This window comes from Nostoc sp. (assembly GCF_036918015.1).
Classification (GTDB): Bacteria; Cyanobacteriota; Cyanobacteriia; order Cyanobacteriales; family Nostocaceae; genus Nostoc.
In genome coordinates this window covers 63,255-81,992 of record NZ_JBALEO010000024.1, presented here as the reverse complement: position 1 = coordinate 81,992, position 18,738 = coordinate 63,255, and the positions used below count along the sequence as shown (strand labels likewise).

The window sequence follows — 18,738 nt, the reverse complement described above, 5'->3', positions numbered from 1 at the left end:
AAGCTTGATGCTGCTTGCCTACGGGTTTCGTCATCCAGATTAGTTGATTGCAGCAGTTGCACCAAGGCGGAGATCGCAATTTCATTGCCTGGGTCAATTTCCCCTAAGCTTGATGCTGCTTGCCTACGGGTTTCGTAATCCAGATTAGTTGATTGCAGCAGTTGCACCAAGGCGGAGATCGCATTTTCATTGCCTGGGTCGATTTCCCCTAAGCTTGATGCTACTTGCCTACGGGTGTAGTCATCTAGATTAGTTGATTGCAGCAGTTGCACCAAGACAGCGATCGCTATTTTATTCCCTGGGTCAATTTCCCCTAAGCTTGATGCTGCTTGCCTACGGGTGTAGTTATCCACATTAGTTGATTGCAGCAGTTGCACCAAGGCGGCGATCGCATTTTCATTGCCAGTGCCGATTTCCCCTAAGCTTTTGGCTGCATACCTATAGGTGGAGTTATCCAGATTAGTTGATTGCAGCAGTTGCACCAAGGCGGAGATCGCATTTTCATTGCCAGTGCCGATTTCCCCTAAGCTTTTGGCTGCATACCAATGGGTGAACTCATGCAGATTAGTTGATTGCAGCAGTTGCACCAAGGCGGCGATCGCTTTTATACGGTCTGTCTGTTGCAGTGCTGACCAAGCTTCCTGTTTAATTGAACTTAAATCATTAATTGTCCACTTGACAATTTTGACAATTGGCGCTAATATTTCATCTGCTCTAGAATAACCTTTAAACTCTGTGATTCCTGCGGCAGCTAAAAAATAAGCGCGATATTCATAAAATCCTTTTTCTCTATACCACTTACCGCATCCGTCTTTAAAGTTCACTAAAGCATCAATAAACTGTTGCTTTTGCTGTTTGAGGTTTTCTTCTGGTCGCCCTAACCAAAGCAATATTGTTTGTTTCCATTGCGGTTCAAAGATTCGATAAGTTCCTTGACTAGGATTTTTTGGAACGTGGTTGAGAAAGAAATGCCAGTCATCAATTGCTTTAGCAGCAAAGTACTCTTGAAATGAGGCATGAAAGAAAGCGTAAACAGGTTTTCTATCTCCATCTATCCCTACACAGTTCAGCCAGCCGCGATTTAATGCCAGTTTCAGCAGCGAATTTTCATCATCAGCATTCCCTAAGAAGCGATTAACAAAATCCTGCCGCAAGCGAAAACGGGTTGCTTCTTTGTCTATTGCTTCTTTAGCTAATTCCCCCAATTTGACATTGAGTTGCTGACGCTGGTCATAATTGGTAATAAATTCGGCTTTTTTCCACTTGTAGAAGTCATCAACAAATTGCTGATAGAGTCCCGCTTGAGTATCCGGTAATTTTCCATCTCCTGATTGCCAATTCAAGCACAGCAGCGTCAACCGCAGAGGATTTTTCACTAAATCCTGAATCCGTTCTTTACCTGATTCTTTCAGGGCAGTGCATAACTGCTTCCCAGTTTCAGGAATAGCAGCAAACCATTTATCAATAAATCTCTCTACCTGTTCTGGATAAGAAAAATCTAAACTGCGATAAGTATCAAAATCATCAAGTGCATTAATGCTGCCATCCCACAGATTAACCCGACAAGTCAGCACAATTCGCGCTTGAGAAATTAACCCTGCTTCACGGAATTGTCGTGCAATTTCTGCGAGAGGATTACCTGAAGATGCGGACATTTCATCTAACCCATCTAGCAGTAGCCACACATTATTTTGATTAAATAGAGCAACAAAATCATCCTTCAGTTGCTTAGTGGCTTCAGCTTTACCTGTTTTCTCAGCCACCTGAGTTAACCAAGTCTCGAACAGATAAGGTTTTAGTTCCTTGTCTTGCAAATCTGCTAAAGATACCCAAATAACAATCGACTGGTCAATCTCACGAGATACCCAATCAGCAATCTGCTGTAATAGTGTTGTCTTTCCTGCTCCTGGTTCGCCAATAATTGCAATTCGCTTACCTTGACTTTTAGGCGTGTTCTTCTGTTTGAGAACTTCTTCAAGAAAAGCATCATGCTCAAACGTTTTGGTGATTTCTGTCTCCTTGTACAGTTCTGACCCCTGTTCTGGAGAAATATCACCCTGACGTTTAGATTGTTTTTTGCGCTCAACTAATCCCAGTGGTACGTAAACATCATCAACTTGCAGGGCGACTCCTTCAGTTGATGTCAGAGGATTTGTAGTCAGCTTTCGCCGTTCTGCCAACAATTCACGGCAGACTTTACGCCAGTCATCGGGAGTTAACTTTGTCTCATCCTCCCCTTGAGACGGCTGTAGTCAAATCGTGAAGTTATTAGTTTGGTTATTTATCTGTCCTTGATTTACAACCCCAATTTTTTCTGCTAGCTGCGTCAGATTTTGAATGGTTGGCTGTTGAGACTTGAGGGTATTTTCTATTTCTTGAATTTTTTGAGTGAGTTTTGGTTCTGCTTTTGCTGCTGCTTCCACTTCCACAACAGCTTGAGCAATTTCTGGGTCTTGGTCTGCTGCTGCTTTTAGTTCCAGCACTGCTTGACCATAATCTAATCGCTGCTGTTCATTTCCCTCAACAGCAGTGGTGAGTAATGGCGATTTATTCTTCTGGCGGAGTAATCCGATTAACTTACCAGGAGCCGTCCATAAAGCACCACCAATGTTTTCGCCGATTTTCTCTTGTGCTTTAGTCCAAAGTGTAGTTGCGATCGCAGTAGCAACAGCCGTCAATGTTACAGTTACCATAAATTCACTACAAATTGAGTTTATGTAGAAATTATTTCAATTGACACAAATAGTATGACGCAAAAGCTAGGCGATTATGACTTATATAACTCAGTCTTTTAACCTGCGTAGGCGGGTAAAGTCTCGTGTAGCCGTGACTTCTAGTCGCCAAGGCACCAGAGTTAAAACAAATGGTGCGTTAACCTTTGGCATAACGCACCCTACAAAAATATCTAAAACCTAATATGAATTAACAATTTTTAATTAGACTCTGCCTTTTCTGCGAGAGGATGAATTATTTCCTCCAGGGTTTGCAATAACTCTTGCTCATTATAAGGTTTAGAAAAGTAAGCCCGCGCCCCCAATTGCATAGCTAGTTGTCGATGTTTATTGCTGCTACGAGAAGTCAGCATCGCAACTGGAATATTTTTTGTATCAACGTCTGAATTTACCTTGCCTAAAAAGCCATAACCATCAAGGCGAGGCATTTCAATATCACAAATTACTGCCTCAACTTTCAATCCACTATGGAGTTTTTCTAAGGCATCTTGACCATCTTTAGCTTGCTCTACTTGATACCCTCCTTTTTCAAGAGTCAAAGCTAAAAAGCGGCGTACATTAATCGAATCATCTACAATTAAAATTGTGCCTTTCTGCTTAATAGATGCTGCTGACATTTTCTCTTCATCAAATATCAGGAACGGTGTTTTTAACCTTGCTGATGGTAATTGAGTACCTCTAGGAGTCTTTTTATTTGTAGCAATCCAATACAGCAACTCATTAACATTAACTAGTGGTACGACTCGACCATCACCGAGAATTGTGCAGTTGCTGAAGCCTTCAGGTAAAGGTATATTTCCTTCAACTTGGCGAATCGCAACTTCTTGTTCGCCCCAGCAACGATCTATTTGGATGGCAACTGGCTGATTATTACCTTTGACTACTAATACACTGTTAGTACTAATGGCTGCCGGAATTTCCAACTCTGCGCTATCGTAGCGTAGGCAATTAAACTCTAAATAACGAGTTAAGCGAATCAGTGGCAGCATGGTTCCTTGCCAATTTAAAACTTCGCTACCAGCCATTTCAAAAACTCGCTCGTCTTGGAGCAAAGATATTTCTGAAATGACATCTGTGGGAAATGCTAATAGAATCTTGTTGATTTCTACCAGCAGAACTCGCGCAACGGAAAGTGTAAAGGGTAATGAGAGGGTGAAGGTAGTACCAACTCCTGGTTCGGTATCAACTTTCACATCTCCTCGAATGAGTTTGAGGTTGTTGCGAACCACATCCATACCGACACCGCGACCAGATAATGCTGTGACTTGTTCGGAAGTGGTAAAACCTGGTTCAAAAATTAGTGATAATAGTTCTTCATCACTAGCATTAGCCAGTAGAGAAGCATCCAATCCCATCGCTAAGGCGCGGGTGCGAATTTTCTCCAGAGAAATGCCCCAACCATCATCACGGATAGTAATGAGAGTGCGATTACTGCGGTGAGTAGCTGTAATTTCAATTAATCCTTGTTCTGGTTTACCCAAAAGGCGACGCGTGGCAGAGTCTTCGATACCATGATCGAAAGCGTTCCTTAATAGGTGCATTAAAGGTTCGTTTAAAGCTTCTAAAATGCTGCGTTCAATTAAAGTGTTACCACCTTCAATTTTTAACTGGACATTTTTGCCATACTCGACATTTAAATCGCGTAAAGCTCTGGGAAAACGTTCGATTAAATCGGACAACGGCCGCATTCGGATATGATTTAGCTTGGTCTGTAACTGTTTCGATGTTTTGTTTAGTTTACGAGCAATATGGTCTGTATCATCTACACTGAGTTGCACATCTGTTGTGACTTCCTGTACCTGAACAATGGTTTCCATAACTTCCTGCGATCGCAGGTTTAATTCGTTATAGCGATCCATTTCTAAGGCATCAAATTGTGTGTTTGTACCTTCTACTTGATGACCATTCTCAGCTTGTAGATGCGCCCCATTAGACATGGTAGCTTGAGTGGAAATTTTATCAGAAACTATACGTAATTCCTGGTTTTCGCGGTCGAGAATTTGGACTCTATGGTTGAGGTTGCGAACGAGTTTGCGTAATCTTTCTAATTGCGAGTTTAAGCCATTTCGCTGAACAATTAGTTCGCCAAATAAATCATTAATTTGCTCTAGCTGCTTGCTAGGGACTCGGACGCTATTTTCATGAATTTCTCGTTCTTTACCAACGGCAACTGGCTCTCCTTTGCCTTCGCTAAATTTGGCATCGGGAGGATTCTCTTCTTTAGCAAATATTGTATTGTGTTCAGGTACATTGACAGAATTTACATCGTCGGCAAATTCTGCATCTACAAATGTAAAATTGGCTGCGATTGCTTCATCTTTAACCCAAGTTTCTGGAGTTATCTCTGCTTGCCAAATAGCTGTTGACGCTACTTCTGTGTCGATGACATCTGTAGGGAGAAGCTGTGGTATTACTTCTGCTGGTAATAGCGGCTGGGATTGCGTATAACTACCCAAGTTAATTTCTGTAGGTAAGCTATCTAGCTGATTCGTCAGCACCAAAGCTTGCGATCGCCGCCATGCTTGCAATGCTAACTGGGCAATTTCGGGAATGCGATCGCTGCTAACAGCTTCTAAGTGCTGCGTTACCGACTCACAAAGCTTGCTAAAAGCTGGCAACTGGAGCATTTCTCCTAAACCACCTAATTCGGCTGCCATAATCGTAATTTCTTCATGCAATCCGGCTTGTTGGCTATCTGCCAATATAGATTCTAGACGCTGCAAACACTCTTCTACTTCTGTGGCAAATAGCAAAGGAACAACGTCTTGCCCATCCTCTGGGGATAGCATAGTTGAGGCATCTTCTGGGGTGGGGTCGCCCAAGCGATCGTGCAACTCATCGAAGATGGGATAACAAAAAGTTGCTAACCACTGATCTTCGACAACATTCCCTTCTGCAAGCAATTCGACAATTTGACGCAGCCAGTCAACTCCAGATAGCAATAAACTTTGCAACTGAGTATCAATTTCTAAAGAATTTTTTTTAGTTTTTAAAACTTTAAAGGAATCTTCCAGACGGTGAGATAAATCACTTAGCGATTTAAATCCCATCATCCCCGCGCCACCTTTAATAGAATGAGTGGCCCGGAGTGCAGCATTGATTTTATCTAAATCGATGCGGTTACTAGTATCGATTTCCAGCAATACCCCTTCTAAGGTATTTAAGTAATCCGTTGCTTCTTCCAGAAACTGCATCTGGATTTCTAATTCTTTGTCTTGTAGCATGGTTTTTGTCCTTAGTCATTGGTCAATCAATTTTGGATTTTAGATTGCGGATTTTAGATTTTTATTTCAATCCAAAATCTAAAATCTAAAATTTGCATGGTCATTCGTCATTGGTCACTAGCAAAGGACAAATGACAAATGACAAATGACAAACTTAACTAACTTTGAAAGCCTCGACAGTCTCTTGCAACTGCTGGGAAATATCCACAGTTTGTTGCAGAGATTCAGAAACTTGGCGAGAAGAATCGCTAGTACGTTGTGATATAGCAGCGATATCTTTCATCAATTGGCTAACACTTTGTGATGTTTCAACCTGAGATGCAGTTGCAGTGGAAATCGACTGCACTAAGAAGTCAATTTGAGAAGATACATCCAAAATTTCACTCAAACTTTGTTTAGCTTCCTCCACAATTCGAGTACCTTCTACCACTTGGGTAGTGCCTATTTCCATTGCTTGCACTACTTCACTGGTTTCTCGTTGGATATTTTCAACAATTTGTTCAATTTCTTGGGTTGCTGCGGCACTCCTGACTGCTAGTTCGCCGACTTCTTCAGCCACTACGGCAAAACCTTGACCTTCTTCACCCGCACGTGCTGCTTCGATGCCGGCATTAATAGCAAGCAGGTTAGTTTGAATCGCGATTTGGTTAATCAAAGAAACCACGCGAGAAATTTGTTGTGAAGACTCTCCCAAACGTTTCACTTTCTTAGCAGTTTCACCCACGGTTTCCCGTAAAGAGAGGATGTTTTGTACTGTTAAATCCATCGCGTGTCCACTCTTAGTAGCAGTGTGAGCAGCATGGTTAGCAATGAAGGCAGCTTTTTCAGCACTTTCGGCTACAGCTTTCATGGATTGGGTCATTTGGTCAACAGCATCAAGGGTGCGGTTGATTTCGGCAGCTTGGGTAAGTGCTTCTTCTGCTAGGTGGCGGATGGCTCCTTCGTTAGAGCCAATGGCACTATTGACATGGATAGCAGCTTGTTTAACTTGGGTAACAATATCCCGGAGGCTTTCCACAATGGAGTTGAAGAAGTCGGCAACAGTACCGATTTCCCCAGCCGTTACGTCTGCACGCACTGTCAAATCGCCTCTAGCTGCACCTTCTACGTCGTTAAGTAGTTGTAAAAGTTGTTGTTGCAGTGTTTCGTCTGAAGCACTTACAGTTACATTTCTGACTTTTTCTATCTCTTCTAATAACTTGGCTTGTTCTAAGGCATAGCCGACTTGAGTTGCTATTTGTTGAAACAAGTCAATTTCCGGCTGTTGCCAAACATGAGGAGTTTCGCAATGATGAGCAATTAATAAGCCTAAAAGTTTTTCTTGGGCAAGAATCGGTACGATTAAATGACCTTTGACAGCAAATTTTTCCAACAGTTGGATGTAATCGTCAGCATTTTTCAGGCTTTGGTCTTGATGAATATTGGCAACCGCTTGCACCTCTCCATCACGATCAGTTTCTAGATAATGTTCCCGAAAATAGGGGTCATCAATTTGCACTCCCAGCATTTCCGGCCAATTAGCAGTTACCGATTCCGCAACGACAACGCCAGCCAAAGTACCTGGATTCAGACTATAAATGATTACCCGGTCTGTTTTGAGGATTTGCTGAACTTCTTTGACTGCTGCGTGATAAATATCTTCAGTTTTAAGAATTTTCCGAATTCTTAGAGTAATATCTGCTAGTAATTTTGCGCCCTCAACGTCTACTTCCTGTTGCTGTTCCTTAACTAAGACCTGCAATTGTTCAGCCATCAGGTTGATATTTGCACTCAATACCCCTAATTCGTCTTCTCTTTCAATTTCTAGACGGGTATTAAATTTACCTTGACCTAACTTTGCTAATGCCGCAGTTGCATTCAGAATTGGCAGTGTAGTCAGTTTAGCTAACCGAGATGCGATCGCACCTACAATCAATGCTGTCAGTGCTGTGCCGATGGCTATAATCCACAACAATTGTCTTTGCGGCTCAAATACAGTTGCGGTGTCTGTAGCTAAAAGTACCTGCCAGTTTAAATCAGGTAAGCCATCTAGGGTGCTAGCTGGTACATAGCTAACTAGTTCTTGTTTTTTGTCAGTTTTGGGAACTTCTATAAAACTATCTACCTTTTTGGCTGCTAGCAGTTTAGGTAAATTAGAATACTCTCCCTTGGCCTCTTTCCCTAATAATTCTTTTTGGGGACTCAAGAAAACCGTTCCTGAAGCATCAAGTAAATAGTATTGTTGTCCGTTGGCTGCGTAGTTTTTGGTAACTTCCTCTAAAGATTTTACGGGCATACGTGCTTGTACCACGCCAATAGTTTGACCCGTTCTTGTCTCTTTCACAGGTGCAGCTAGATAAATACTCACGACACCAGTATTTTTTGCTGCTTCCGGTTTGCTGATGACAGGAGTCTCTTTTTGTAAAGCGTCTTGAAAATAGGTACGGTCTTTTTGATTTTCCAGGGGTTCGCCTGTAGACTGGACAATCAAGTTACCTTGGCGATCGAAAACAGCAATGCTGTCATAAGCTTTGTAGGCTTCAACAACCCGATCTAAAACTGCTTGCTTTTCTTGAGTACTAATACTAGCTTGAGAATTTGTCAAAAATAGCAAGTTTGATATTACCTGAATATCACCGTAGCGTTCCAGCATAAAGCGGTTAACTTTATCACTTAAGCCAGTGGCTTCGGCTTGTTGAGATTGGGTAATTTGCTTAGTAATAGATTTGTTGGCAAAACCAAAAGCGATCGCACCGATGCCCAAAACTGGTATTGTACCGATTGCGATCGCTAAAATAGTCGCTTTTTTAACCAATCCCAGTCTTGTAAAATAGGCAATCCCCTGATTCCAAAAAGAACTATTAGCACTTTCAGTAGTCAGCTTAGTTGGTAGCTTTACAACAGTTCCCATAGCTTTTTGAGATGAAATCAGTGATGCTCGATTTTGAGCGCTATTACCTTGATTCGTGTTGGTTTTATTAAACATAAAAGTAGTTCTCCTAAGTATGTGAATAAGAACACTAAAAAGCTGTTTTTAGTAGTAAACCCTAATCACTGCGGAGAATAGAAGATTGCACAATCGCCTGTGCATCTAATACCAGTAATATTTCTTCCTGTTGCACAACGCACCCACATAAATAAGGAACTAAGCTGGATGTCACTTGTCCTATAGGAGAATGAATATCATCAACTATGAACTTGGTTGTACCTTTTATTTCTTGTACAACTAATCCCAACACCAATGATTCCACTTGGATAACGATCACATTGTATTGTCGCAGTCGATAATCTAGGGATTCTAAATTGAGCATTCTTGGTAAATCAACTACCCAAATTATCCGACTCCGCCAATTCATTAATCCTAATATGCAGGATGGCATATTCGGTATTGACGTAATAGATTCAACAGGCACAAGAATTGCTTCTTGCGTATGCTTCATTGATAAAACAGCAGTAGTTTGTTGATTTAGCTGAAACTTCAGATAACTATCTGCTAAATTCTTCGGGATTGGTTTTGAAGAAAGAGTAATGTTTGTACTAGTCATTGATTCAAATTACCACTGATTTAATAGTACGTAGGAGATGTTCGCGGGTGTAAGGTTTAGTTATATAGGCATCTGCACCTTGTCTCATTGCCCACAAACGGTCAATTTCTTGATTTTTAGAACTACAAACCACAATCGGCACCTTTGCAGTAATCGGATTTCTTCTCAGAGAACGACACAATTCAAATCCGCTCATTTCTGGCATTACTACATCAGTAACGATCGCATCTGGTTTTTCTAACACAGCTTTTTCTAAACCCTCTTTTGCACCACTTGCTTTAATTACGTTGTAACCACTCTCTTTGAGATAATGGCTCATTAATTCCAATTCACTGGGAGAATCTTCTACAATCAAAATTGTGCCAAGCAAAGTCAGGCTCACTATTAAATCTCCTAAAAAAATAAATTAAACATATTTTGTTATTTTTATTTGCCTTATTTCAATCAACCAAGATGCTTAAAAACCATTTTTAGCAATTCTGATTGTGTAAAAGGCTTGGTCAAATATCCTGACGATCTGACCATTTTAGCCTTTGCCCTGTCGATAAATCCTGTTCTACCAGTCACCATAACGATCGGTGTATTTTTAAAAGCTGAATGTTTACGTAATAATGAACATAGCTCATAGCCATCTAAACTTGGCATTTCCACATCTAGCAAAATCAGATCGGGCTTACTCCGTAGAATTTGCATTAAAGCTTTTACCGGATCGTTGATCGTTACAACTGAAAATGTGTTTTCATCCAAAAAGTGCTTGATGGAATTCAAAACAGTTTGGCTATCATCAATACAGGCAATCGTATATAGTTTTTTGCCCACAAGTGGCTGAGTAGTTTTATTATTCTCAGGAATATCAAAATTGATTGGTATTGGCAGTTTTTGCCCAAGCTTTATTTGCAGTTGTGGCTGAACTTGAGACGATTGTGTTGTAGAAAAAACTTGGGAATTCGCACCAGCCGGAATTGATGACTGAATATTTTGCCGATTTCGTAATTGCTTTTGACAGTGTTCAACAAGCAACCGTAAATCTAGGTGACAGAACTTTGGTTGTTCACCCAAAGAGCTTTCTGGACTGAATTCATAGCTACCTTCTTTTAAACACAGAAATGATTCCATTACTTCTTTTGCCAATTCGTCTATCAGGCTTCCTGCTTGCACAGAGGTAATATAGTCCTGATTTACTAACCAACAAATAGCTTGGTAATCCGCATTTGGTATTGATTGATGTTCATTCTTCGTCTCAAACATCAGCCGCATCTGTACGCGAGTGGCACTGTTGAGAGCAGGAATTTGCTGACTCAAGCGCCGTAAGTGACTGTCAAGGCGCTCAAATAATTTATCTGAATAGGAGGCATAAGTAAGTTTACCGTCCTCTAGATAGATTGACCAAGAAACTATCCCGGTAAATACGCTTAAGCAACCCGTAGCACGCCGACTTGTTAATTGTGCCAACAGAGATAGCGGATGTAGTTTCTGGAACAACCTGTAGCTACCTATAGGAGTTGTGCTCATTTTGCTTTTACTTCAGCTAAAATTCGATACGTGTAAGCTAAATTCGTGTAGAGTTATTCCACAATTAAAATCAAGTAAAAAGCATTAAACTTTTGTATTTTAAAGTACATCTGTTTACATCTAGGTTTGTGGTGAAACTCAACGAGAGTAGCGTTATTTTCAGATGAGCAAATCTTAGTAAATTCGTAAATTGCGATTAATCTACTTAGTGTTACTGAGATTTATCAACATCTTTCGAGAAATAAGACATAAAAATGTCAAGACTAGATGAAGCCACTTTCCATTGAGTAACCCCAATCTGACCACAGGAATAATACTGATTTTATTGATGGTAATATCTTTGAACTTCTGTATTTACACTTAAATACAATCTAGTTTTTAAACAAGTAAGGACTGAATGAAGCCACTTTGCATCGAGTAACTTCAAATTGACCACAGTAATAATACTTATTTATTGAAAGCAATAAATGTATTTTTTGTTATTTGCATTTAATAACTTAGATTAAACACTCTGCAAAAAATAAGTTTTGCAGAGTGTTTTACCGCCGAGAGTAGGGTACTGAAAGAACTCGGAATGGTACGTTATGTCCCCAACACATCTTACCTACGAAAATTGTAGGTTATTCAATCCACTAAGACTTATACACTTTTACACATTTTCTATCATTTGGAGAACAGACTGATTTAGCTTAAAGTCTTTCCCTGCCTTGTTCATAGACACAGCCTACCACAAACAAATTTTCAAATATCCTCTTGTATTTGAAGCTATGCTGGCAAAACATATTTTTATTTAAGCAATATTTAAATAGGCTGGTAACTATTCTTGAAGTTTTAACTCAAGTATAATTACCAGCCTAGATAAGGCAATTCAATTTATCAAAAGTGCGGATGAAAGGACTTGAACCTTCACTCCTTTCGGAACTAGAACCTAAATCTAGCGCGTCTGCCAATTTCGCCACATCCGCATCAGTTTACTATCGTACCATAAGAAATTATGTTTGGGAATAGGGAATGGGGAAGAAGCAGGAGAGCAGGGGGAGCAGGGGGAGCAGGGGAGGCAGGGGTAGATTAAGAGGCAGTTTTTACTGGGGGCAATGGGAAGAATAAAAATTACATCTTTCCCCTCTGCTCCCTGCCCCTCTGCCTCTTCTCCATGCCCAATTACATGACTGCAACACGAGGCAGACGATGCTTGAATCCACAGAGAATTTCCCAAGAAATAGTGTTTAATTGTTTTGCCCAATCGTCCGCTGAAATTTGTTCTTTTCCCTGTTCTCCTAATAAGGTGACTACTTCTCCTTCTTGGATATTGGGTATGGCACTCACATCCAGCATCAACTGATCCATTGTAATTGTCCCAATTTGCGACACCCGCTGACCGCGAATTAACGCCTGCATTTTGTTGGAAAGACTGCGAGGAACGCCGTCAGCATAGCCAATTCCCACGACGGCGAGGCGAAGTTCACGTGGGGCAATAAATTTATGACCGTAGCTAACAGCTGTTCCTGCGGCAATTGTTTTAACTTGAGTAACTCTTGCCTTAAGTTGCAAAACGGACTTGAGGTCGATCGCATTTTGTAAATGCGGTGCTGGGTAGAGTCCGTAAACGGCTAAACCTACACGCACCATATCGTAGTGCAATGCCGGATTTGTGAGTGCGGCGGCTGAGTTTGCCAAGTGCAAGCAAGGCGGTTCAATTCCCATTGCTTTGATTTGAGCGATCGCATCCTCAAATCGTTTATGCTGTTCTTCCATTGCCGTGGTATCAGGATCGTCTGCTGTCGCCAAATGAGAATAAATACTGGCAATGTCAAGATGTGGTAATCGCTGCACTAATTGCACAAATTCGCCAGCTTGCCGCCAATCAGTTCCCAACCTAGACATTCCCGTGTCTAATTTAATGTGTACGGGCACTGGAGAACCATGATTCATGGATTCCAGAATATCGGAAAATACTAAAGCTTGTTTAGGGCTACATAGTGTGGGCTGAAGTTTCCATTGGGCGATCGCATGAATCTGCTCTAGTGTATGAGTTGCCCCTAAAATCAAAATGGGCGCTTCAATCCCGCCTTCTCGCAATTGAATAGCTTCTGGAACTGTAGCCACTCCCAAGCAACTAGCTCCCGATTGGATGGCAATTTGGGCGACTGTTACCGCTCCATGTCCATAAGCATCAGCTTTTACTACCGCCATTAACTGGGTACGCGGCGATAAAAACTGCACCAATTGCTTTACATTGTGCGACAACGCCTCTAAATCAATTTCTACCCAAGCTCGTTGCGAAAACCACGCGTAGGTATCGCACTGCTGATTAGGAACTACACCAGGGATTTGTTTGCGACTTAACATTTGTACTGACTCCTATCCCGCCACGGCTAAACTTGCAAGTTATCTATCTATACACGCTCCTAAAAGCGAGATCAGATTAAATAGGAAGTTTAACCTTCAGATTGGAATTGATACAAGATGTTGCGTTATTAAAGTAAAAGTGAGGAGTTATGAGTTAGGAATTTAGGACTTACGCAAAAACTCTCGGAAACGAATGGTACTAATATAAGGGTAAACCCTTAATATGATTGGCTTTTGGGTGTAATGGTTTCATCTAAACAAGCCTGCCATTCAGCTAACGACTATCTACCCAGATGGAAATATCGTTGATGATAGCACCATCAGGCATAATGGTATTACAAAAAAGGGTTCCGTCATCACCGCTAACCCCTTGAAATAAAGCACTACTCAGATTAGCTCGCGTCAAGTCAGCTCGATCAAATCTGGTCAGAAGCATTCGAGTTTCTCTCAAATCGGCATTCATCAGATTGACAGCTGTAAAGTCAGTCATTTCCAGGTTAGCACCTCTCAAGTTGGCATTGGACAGGTCACATCCCCCCAGATCGGCTTGTGTTAAGTTTGCACCACTCAAATTAGCTCCAGTCAAGTTAACCAGACTCAACATAGATTGGGTCAGATTAGCCCCACTGAGATTAATGCCGCTCAAAACATTTTGAGTGGGGTCGTATTCTTCAACTTCAGCAATCAACAAATCAGCGCCGCTCAAGTCAACTCCAGAGAAATCTCTCTCAAGAGCAGCATAGCGCCTGTACAACTCCTCAGCATCCATACGTTAGCCTACCGTAAGCCTCTTTGCGTCAGCTTAGAAGTTTTACTTGTAAACTCCTAACTCCTCACTCATAACTTAATTTCCAAATTCTCCCGAAAGTATAATTTCTTCTCATCTCCCTAGTAGGGTGTATTTGTGTTAATATATTGTAAAACTCATACCCTGAGCGCAAATAATGGGGAAGGTTTTAGTCTTAAACGCCTCTTACGAACCTCTCAATATAACGAGTTGGCGTCGTGCTGTAGTTCTTTTAATCAAGGGCAAAGCAGAACGCGTGGAACACAACGGTAAATTTCTGTACACCGATTTCCCGTTGCCGACCGTGATCCGGTTGCGTCATTATGTACGCGTTCCTTATAAAGAAATCCCTCTAACTCGCCGAAATATATTGCACCGTGATGGTCATGCCTGTCAATACTGTGGTTACACAGGGGATGAATTGACACTAGACCATGTAATACCGCGATCGCGCGGCGGAGGCGATACTTGGGAGAATATTGTTACCGCTTGTGTCCGTTGCAATGTCAAAAAAGGCAGTCGGACTCCCCACGAAGCTCACATGCCTTTGCGTCATCCCCCGCGCCAACCTTATAGCAGTCTCTATTTCGAGGTCAGCAAACATCTTAAGAGTGGACTGCATACAGAGTGGCAAAAGTATGTTATAGGTCTTTGAGCAAAAAAAACAAAGGAGCAAAGGAGAAAGGAGAAATACCCTCTTTCTTTGGGAGATAGCCAATAACTTTAGTTTTGGAGCGTTAAAAAATTGGTGGCTATAGGCTTGCAACGAAGGCGATTGCATCAACTATCAAGCTTTTAAATTTGTTGTATGTATATAGATTTTCCCTTTTGCTCTTTACTCCCCCTGTATTTTGCCCTTTTCCATTGGACTTTACTCTAAAATTGTCAGAATTTTCAAAGGGGATAGGAAATAAGCGTTGTTCATCAAAAATAATTGTTAATTGCTCAATAGTCACAATAATGAGAATATTAAGCATAAGAATATTTCAAATATCAAGGACTAATCCTAAAGTATAAGATAGGAAGTATACCCTAAGTTAGATAAAAATCTCGCTGATTGAATTTACGAAAGAGAACAAAACTCCTAAAACATATTTGTGCTGCCAGATACAGCCCGATATCCTAAACTTCCTTGCTGTATCCCCTTTAGTGGAAGTTAGTTGATTGTTGAGCGCTGTTGCTGACAAAAAATATACTTAGATGTATAGTGCAATGTCTTGAGATTTTTGCGAAGATCGTAATTAATGTGGCTAAATTCAGGGAATTGCTGCTCGTAGTATTTCTGAATTAAAGGAGCCTCACACTTTAAAAAAGTTCCCTATGTACTTTAATTCTCCCGTTACTCAGTTTGAGAGTTTGTCATTGACCACAGAGCCAAACCCAGAGGAACCTGAAATCGAGAAAGCGCCAGTGGAAGTTGCATTTAAGAGTCCATCATTACCGCCATCGGTAGGTGATGGGGCTATATATCTCAGTCACCGTGGTAATTCTCTGGCACAACAAAAGTCAGAAGAACTGCAAAGAACCCTATTGGCACACCGACACGATCGCCAACTGGTAATTTTGCAAGATTTTCCTGACCCTGATGCCCTTTCCTGTGCCTGGGCTTACCAGTTAATTGCCCAGCAATATGATATCAAGTGTGAAATCATTTATGCTGGCGCGTTGAGCCATCAAGAAAATATTGCCTTAGTAAGGCTGACTAATTTACCTATCCAACGCTGGACAACGCAAACCCTGAAAACAAAAGATTTGTCATCTTATCAAGGTTTTGTATTAATTGATAACCAGGGAACGACTTCGCAGCTACTATCAGGGGTGCAGCAGGCTGGAATTCCCCTAGTGGTACTGATCGACCATCACAGTATACAAGGCGATCTCCACTCAGAGTTTGAGGATATCCGTCCTTATGTAAGAGCGACGGCAACGATTTTTACTCAATACCTCCAAACAGGATTATTAGCATTAGATAGCAGCATAAATCAACACGTCAAATGTGCTACTGCCTTGATGCACGGCTTGCGATCGGATACAAATCGGCTCATGCAAGCCCAAGAAGAAGATTTTATGGCAGCGGCGTATTTAAGCCGATTTTATGACGCCCAACTGCTGAATGCCATTTTACAGGCGAACCGTTCCAAGCGGGTAATGGATGTGATCGAGCGATCGCTAAAAAATCGCATCGTCCAAAATAACTTTTCCATTGCTGGTGTTGGTTATTTACGCTACGAAGACCGTGACGCCATCCCCCAAGCGGCTGATTTTCTCGTCACCGAAGAAAACGTCCACACCGCCGTAGTTTATGGCATTGTTCATGACGAAGACGAAGAACTCGAAATAGTCATTGGCTCCCTGAGAACCAGCAAACTGACCCTTGACCCCGATGAATTCATCAAAGAAGCCTTTGGACAAGATAGTGCAGGGCGCTTTTTCGGCGGTGGAAGAACAAGCGCAGGCGGCTTTGAAATTCCAATGGGCTTCTTATCAGGCAGCAACGAAAATTCCGCTTATGCGAAAATGAAATGGGAAGTATTCGACGCTCAAATTAAGCAAAAACTGCTGAGGTTAGTTAATCCGAGAGACAACCCGATTCAATCGGAGTAGAGGTAACTCAAGGAGACGCGGAGAACTCCTAACTAATGCAGCAGTCAAAGTGGTTGGTTATATGAGCGCGTTATCATAATCCTAAACAAAGCAGCGCACATATTATAATGTACCAACTCACTTTGACTATTCCAGAAGAAACTGTATTGGCTCTCAATGTAAAACCAGAACAGCTACAAGGTGAAGTTCTTCTGGCTGCTGCTATGAAGTTATACGAACTTGGTAAACTTTCTTCAGGAGCAGCAGCTAACTTAGCAGGTATTCCCAAAGTTTTATTCCTTTCACAACTAGCAAAATATGACATCAGCACCTTCAAACTCACGGAGGCTGAACTGATTGAGGATTTAGCTCGTGCCTAATGTTGTTGTTGATACTTCGGCAGTACAGTATCTATACCAACTTAACTTATTTGATTTGTTATTTGATTTGTATAGTCAACTGATTATTCCATCTGGTGTAGCTTCTGAAATATCACAGGGGATTGCTCTCGGTGTTTCACTGCCTAACTTGAATACTTTTACATGGGTAAAAATTGTTCCTGTCTCTACCGAGCAACTGATTCCTACTTTACCCAATTTGGGTATGGGTGAGCGTGAAGTTATTTCCCTTGCTGTAAATATGCCGGATGCTCTAGCCATTTTAGACGATGGATTAGCTAGGGCTTATGCGAAGGAGTTAAATATTGCATTCACAGGTACTCTGGGTATTTTGCTCAAAGCAAAACAAGCAGGACATCTGAATATGATCTCCCCTTTGCTTGATCAGTTAAACTCTCTTGGTTTTCGTGTAGATTATGAAACACAGCGATTTATCTTAAAACTTGCAGGTGAAGATTCCTGACTTCTGAATCAAGTAGATATACCGTAAACTTTCGTATAGGAACTAGTTAAAATCTCAGGTAAAAAGGAGTTAAGAATGACACTAGAAGTAACAGATATTCAGACTTTAAAGAGCTATATCGATGGAGTAATGGAACGCGCTGACCATCACGCTGGAGATGTAAACGAAATTTGTCTGGCGCTTGCAGGTGCAATTGTCTGGAGAAAAGACGATGCTCCTATAGAAGTTAGGGTTCGTGACGGTGAAATCAAGAATCAACTCTGGGTCAAAATTAATCACACGCGCTATGCTTTCTCTTATAACCATACCACTGGTGAAATTGAATTGCGTCAGGGTTCCAGCAAGGGGAAAATTTTACATACCTTCTCGAATAAAACTCCTGTGAGCCAAGTAAAGCAAATTTTTGAGTCTTTATAGTTTTATCTAGTCGTAACTTGGGTTAGCGTAACCTAAGACCAATTTCTCTGAAAACCCTCTAACCTGCCATTATTAGATATAGCCTTAAAATGTACATCAGTTATGTTATTTAAGAGGCACATACATGACACAGCAAGAATTGTTAAATGAGTTTTTATCTCTTCCTGCTGAAGCACAGCGTCAAGTAATCGACTTTATTGCTTTTTTGCGACAAAGATATGCAGTAGTTGAACCTGCCTCTCAGTCGCCAGACTTTGACTTGATAAATGATAGCTTTATTGGGATGTGGAGCGATCGCCAAGATTTAGCTGATAGCACTGATTGGGTGCGCGGTGTTCGAGAAAATGAGTGGTCAAAGTCACATGACTAACTCAACCATTGTTGATACTGATATTCTAATTGATGCAGGTCGTGGTGTTATTGAAGCAGTAAAGTGTTTGCAAAATCTGAAAGCTAGTTCTGGCTTGGCAATTAGCATAATCACACAAATGGAACTAATGGTTGGTTGTCGTAACAAAGTAGAATTACAAACACTAGAAAATTTCCTCAAGCAGTTTTACATCATTAAGATTGACCAGGCTGTATCTGACACAGCAGTTGATTTATTGCGGTCTTATGGCTCAGTCATGGTTGGGTCATTCCTGATAGTCTTATTGCAGCTACAGCAATAGTGTGGAATTACCCATTTATCACAAAAAACCAACGCGATTACAGATTTATTCAAGGTTTAAACCTATTTCCATATCCAT

General features: G+C 41.2%; 17 protein-coding genes and 1 tRNA gene. 7 read left to right on the top strand and 11 right to left on the bottom strand.

All coding sequences use genetic code 11. The features are described from left to right. From V7K61_RS06345 to V7K61_RS06300, 10 genes are all read right to left on the bottom strand, one after another. A partial coding sequence (locus tag V7K61_RS06345) for an NACHT domain-containing protein (RefSeq protein WP_335051937.1) occupies positions 1–2,180 on the bottom strand: 2,180 nt, incomplete at its 3' end. Between the two features lie 72 nt (positions 2,181–2,252). Further along, complete coding sequence (locus tag V7K61_RS06340; protein ID WP_335051935.1) at positions 2,253–2,693, bottom strand: hypothetical protein; 441 nt, start codon at positions 2,691–2,693, stop codon at positions 2,253–2,255. A 239-nt stretch (positions 2,694–2,932) separates the two neighbouring features. Beyond that, on the bottom strand, positions 2,933–5,956 hold the full coding sequence (locus V7K61_RS06335) for a hybrid sensor histidine kinase/response regulator (protein WP_335051933.1): 3,024 nt from the start codon (positions 5,954–5,956) through the stop codon (positions 2,933–2,935). A gap of 154 nt (positions 5,957–6,110) precedes the next feature. Further along, positions 6,111–8,921: a methyl-accepting chemotaxis protein gene (locus tag V7K61_RS06330; RefSeq protein WP_335051931.1), complete on the bottom strand. Its 2,811-nt coding sequence runs from the start codon at positions 8,919–8,921 to the stop codon at positions 6,111–6,113. Between the two features lie 61 nt (positions 8,922–8,982). Beyond that, positions 8,983–9,480 (bottom strand): chemotaxis protein CheW, encoded by a 498-nt coding sequence (locus tag V7K61_RS06325; RefSeq protein WP_335051929.1) that lies wholly within the window; start codon positions 9,478–9,480, stop codon positions 8,983–8,985. A 4-nt stretch (positions 9,481–9,484) separates the two neighbouring features. Further along, entirely contained in the window at positions 9,485–9,862 is a 378-nt protein-coding gene (locus V7K61_RS06320; protein WP_069071198.1) for a response regulator transcription factor, read from the bottom strand. 62 nt (positions 9,863–9,924) lie between these two features. After that, positions 9,925–10,992: a response regulator gene (locus tag V7K61_RS06315; RefSeq protein ID WP_335051927.1), complete on the bottom strand. Its 1,068-nt coding sequence runs from the start codon at positions 10,990–10,992 to the stop codon at positions 9,925–9,927. A gap of 883 nt (positions 10,993–11,875) precedes the next feature. Next, a tRNA-Leu gene (locus V7K61_RS06310) sits at positions 11,876–11,957 on the bottom strand. A 196-nt stretch (positions 11,958–12,153) separates the two neighbouring features. After that, a complete protein-coding gene (alr, locus tag V7K61_RS06305; RefSeq protein WP_335051925.1) occupies positions 12,154–13,341 on the bottom strand; it encodes an alanine racemase in 1,188 nt (395 codons plus the stop codon). Between the two features lie 274 nt (positions 13,342–13,615). After that, the gene (locus V7K61_RS06300; RefSeq protein WP_335051923.1) at positions 13,616–14,110 is read right to left on the bottom strand and encodes a pentapeptide repeat-containing protein; all 495 of its coding nucleotides are present in this window, start codon (positions 14,108–14,110) and stop codon (positions 13,616–13,618) included. Between the two features lie 175 nt (positions 14,111–14,285). Here V7K61_RS06300 and V7K61_RS06295 point away from each other — a divergent pair, with 175 nt between their 5' ends. Next, positions 14,286–14,783 carry an HNH endonuclease gene (locus V7K61_RS06295; RefSeq protein WP_094349059.1) on the top strand — a complete coding sequence of 166 codons (498 nt, stop codon included), beginning with the start codon at positions 14,286–14,288 and terminating at the stop codon, positions 14,781–14,783. Positions 14,784–14,880: 97 nt separating this feature from the next. Here the strand turns inward: V7K61_RS06295 and V7K61_RS06290 are convergent, their stop codons facing one another. Continuing rightward, a complete protein-coding gene (locus V7K61_RS06290; protein ID WP_335051921.1) occupies positions 14,881–15,105 on the bottom strand; it encodes a hypothetical protein in 225 nt (74 codons plus the stop codon). A gap of 343 nt (positions 15,106–15,448) precedes the next feature. Between V7K61_RS06290 and V7K61_RS06285 the strand changes: the two genes are divergently transcribed. The 6 genes from V7K61_RS06285 (at position 15,449) to V7K61_RS06260 (ending at position 18,660) form a co-directional block, all read left to right on the top strand. Beyond that, the gene (locus V7K61_RS06285) at positions 15,449–16,732 is read left to right on the top strand and encodes a DHH family phosphoesterase (protein WP_335051919.1); all 1,284 of its coding nucleotides are present in this window, start codon (positions 15,449–15,451) and stop codon (positions 16,730–16,732) included. Positions 16,733–16,839: 107 nt separating this feature from the next. Beyond that, positions 16,840–17,091 (top strand): UPF0175 family protein, encoded by a 252-nt coding sequence (locus tag V7K61_RS06280; RefSeq protein ID WP_335051917.1) that lies wholly within the window; start codon positions 16,840–16,842, stop codon positions 17,089–17,091. Beyond that, positions 17,084–17,572: a DUF3368 domain-containing protein gene (locus V7K61_RS06275; RefSeq protein WP_335051915.1), complete on the top strand. Its 489-nt coding sequence runs from the start codon at positions 17,084–17,086 to the stop codon at positions 17,570–17,572. Before V7K61_RS06280 ends, V7K61_RS06275 begins: the two co-directional genes overlap by 8 nt. A 75-nt stretch (positions 17,573–17,647) precedes the next feature. Beyond that, positions 17,648–17,989, top strand: coding sequence for a hypothetical protein (locus V7K61_RS06270; RefSeq protein WP_335051913.1), 342 nt, complete (start codon positions 17,648–17,650; stop codon positions 17,987–17,989). A 124-nt stretch (positions 17,990–18,113) separates the two neighbouring features. Beyond that, the gene (locus tag V7K61_RS06265) at positions 18,114–18,359 is read left to right on the top strand and encodes a hypothetical protein (RefSeq protein WP_335051911.1); all 246 of its coding nucleotides are present in this window, start codon (positions 18,114–18,116) and stop codon (positions 18,357–18,359) included. Beyond that, complete coding sequence (locus V7K61_RS06260) at positions 18,352–18,660, top strand: PIN domain-containing protein (protein ID WP_335051909.1); 309 nt, start codon at positions 18,352–18,354, stop codon at positions 18,658–18,660. The genes V7K61_RS06265 and V7K61_RS06260 overlap by 8 nt, the downstream gene beginning before the upstream one ends. The last annotated feature ends 78 nt before the right edge of the window (positions 18,661–18,738 follow it).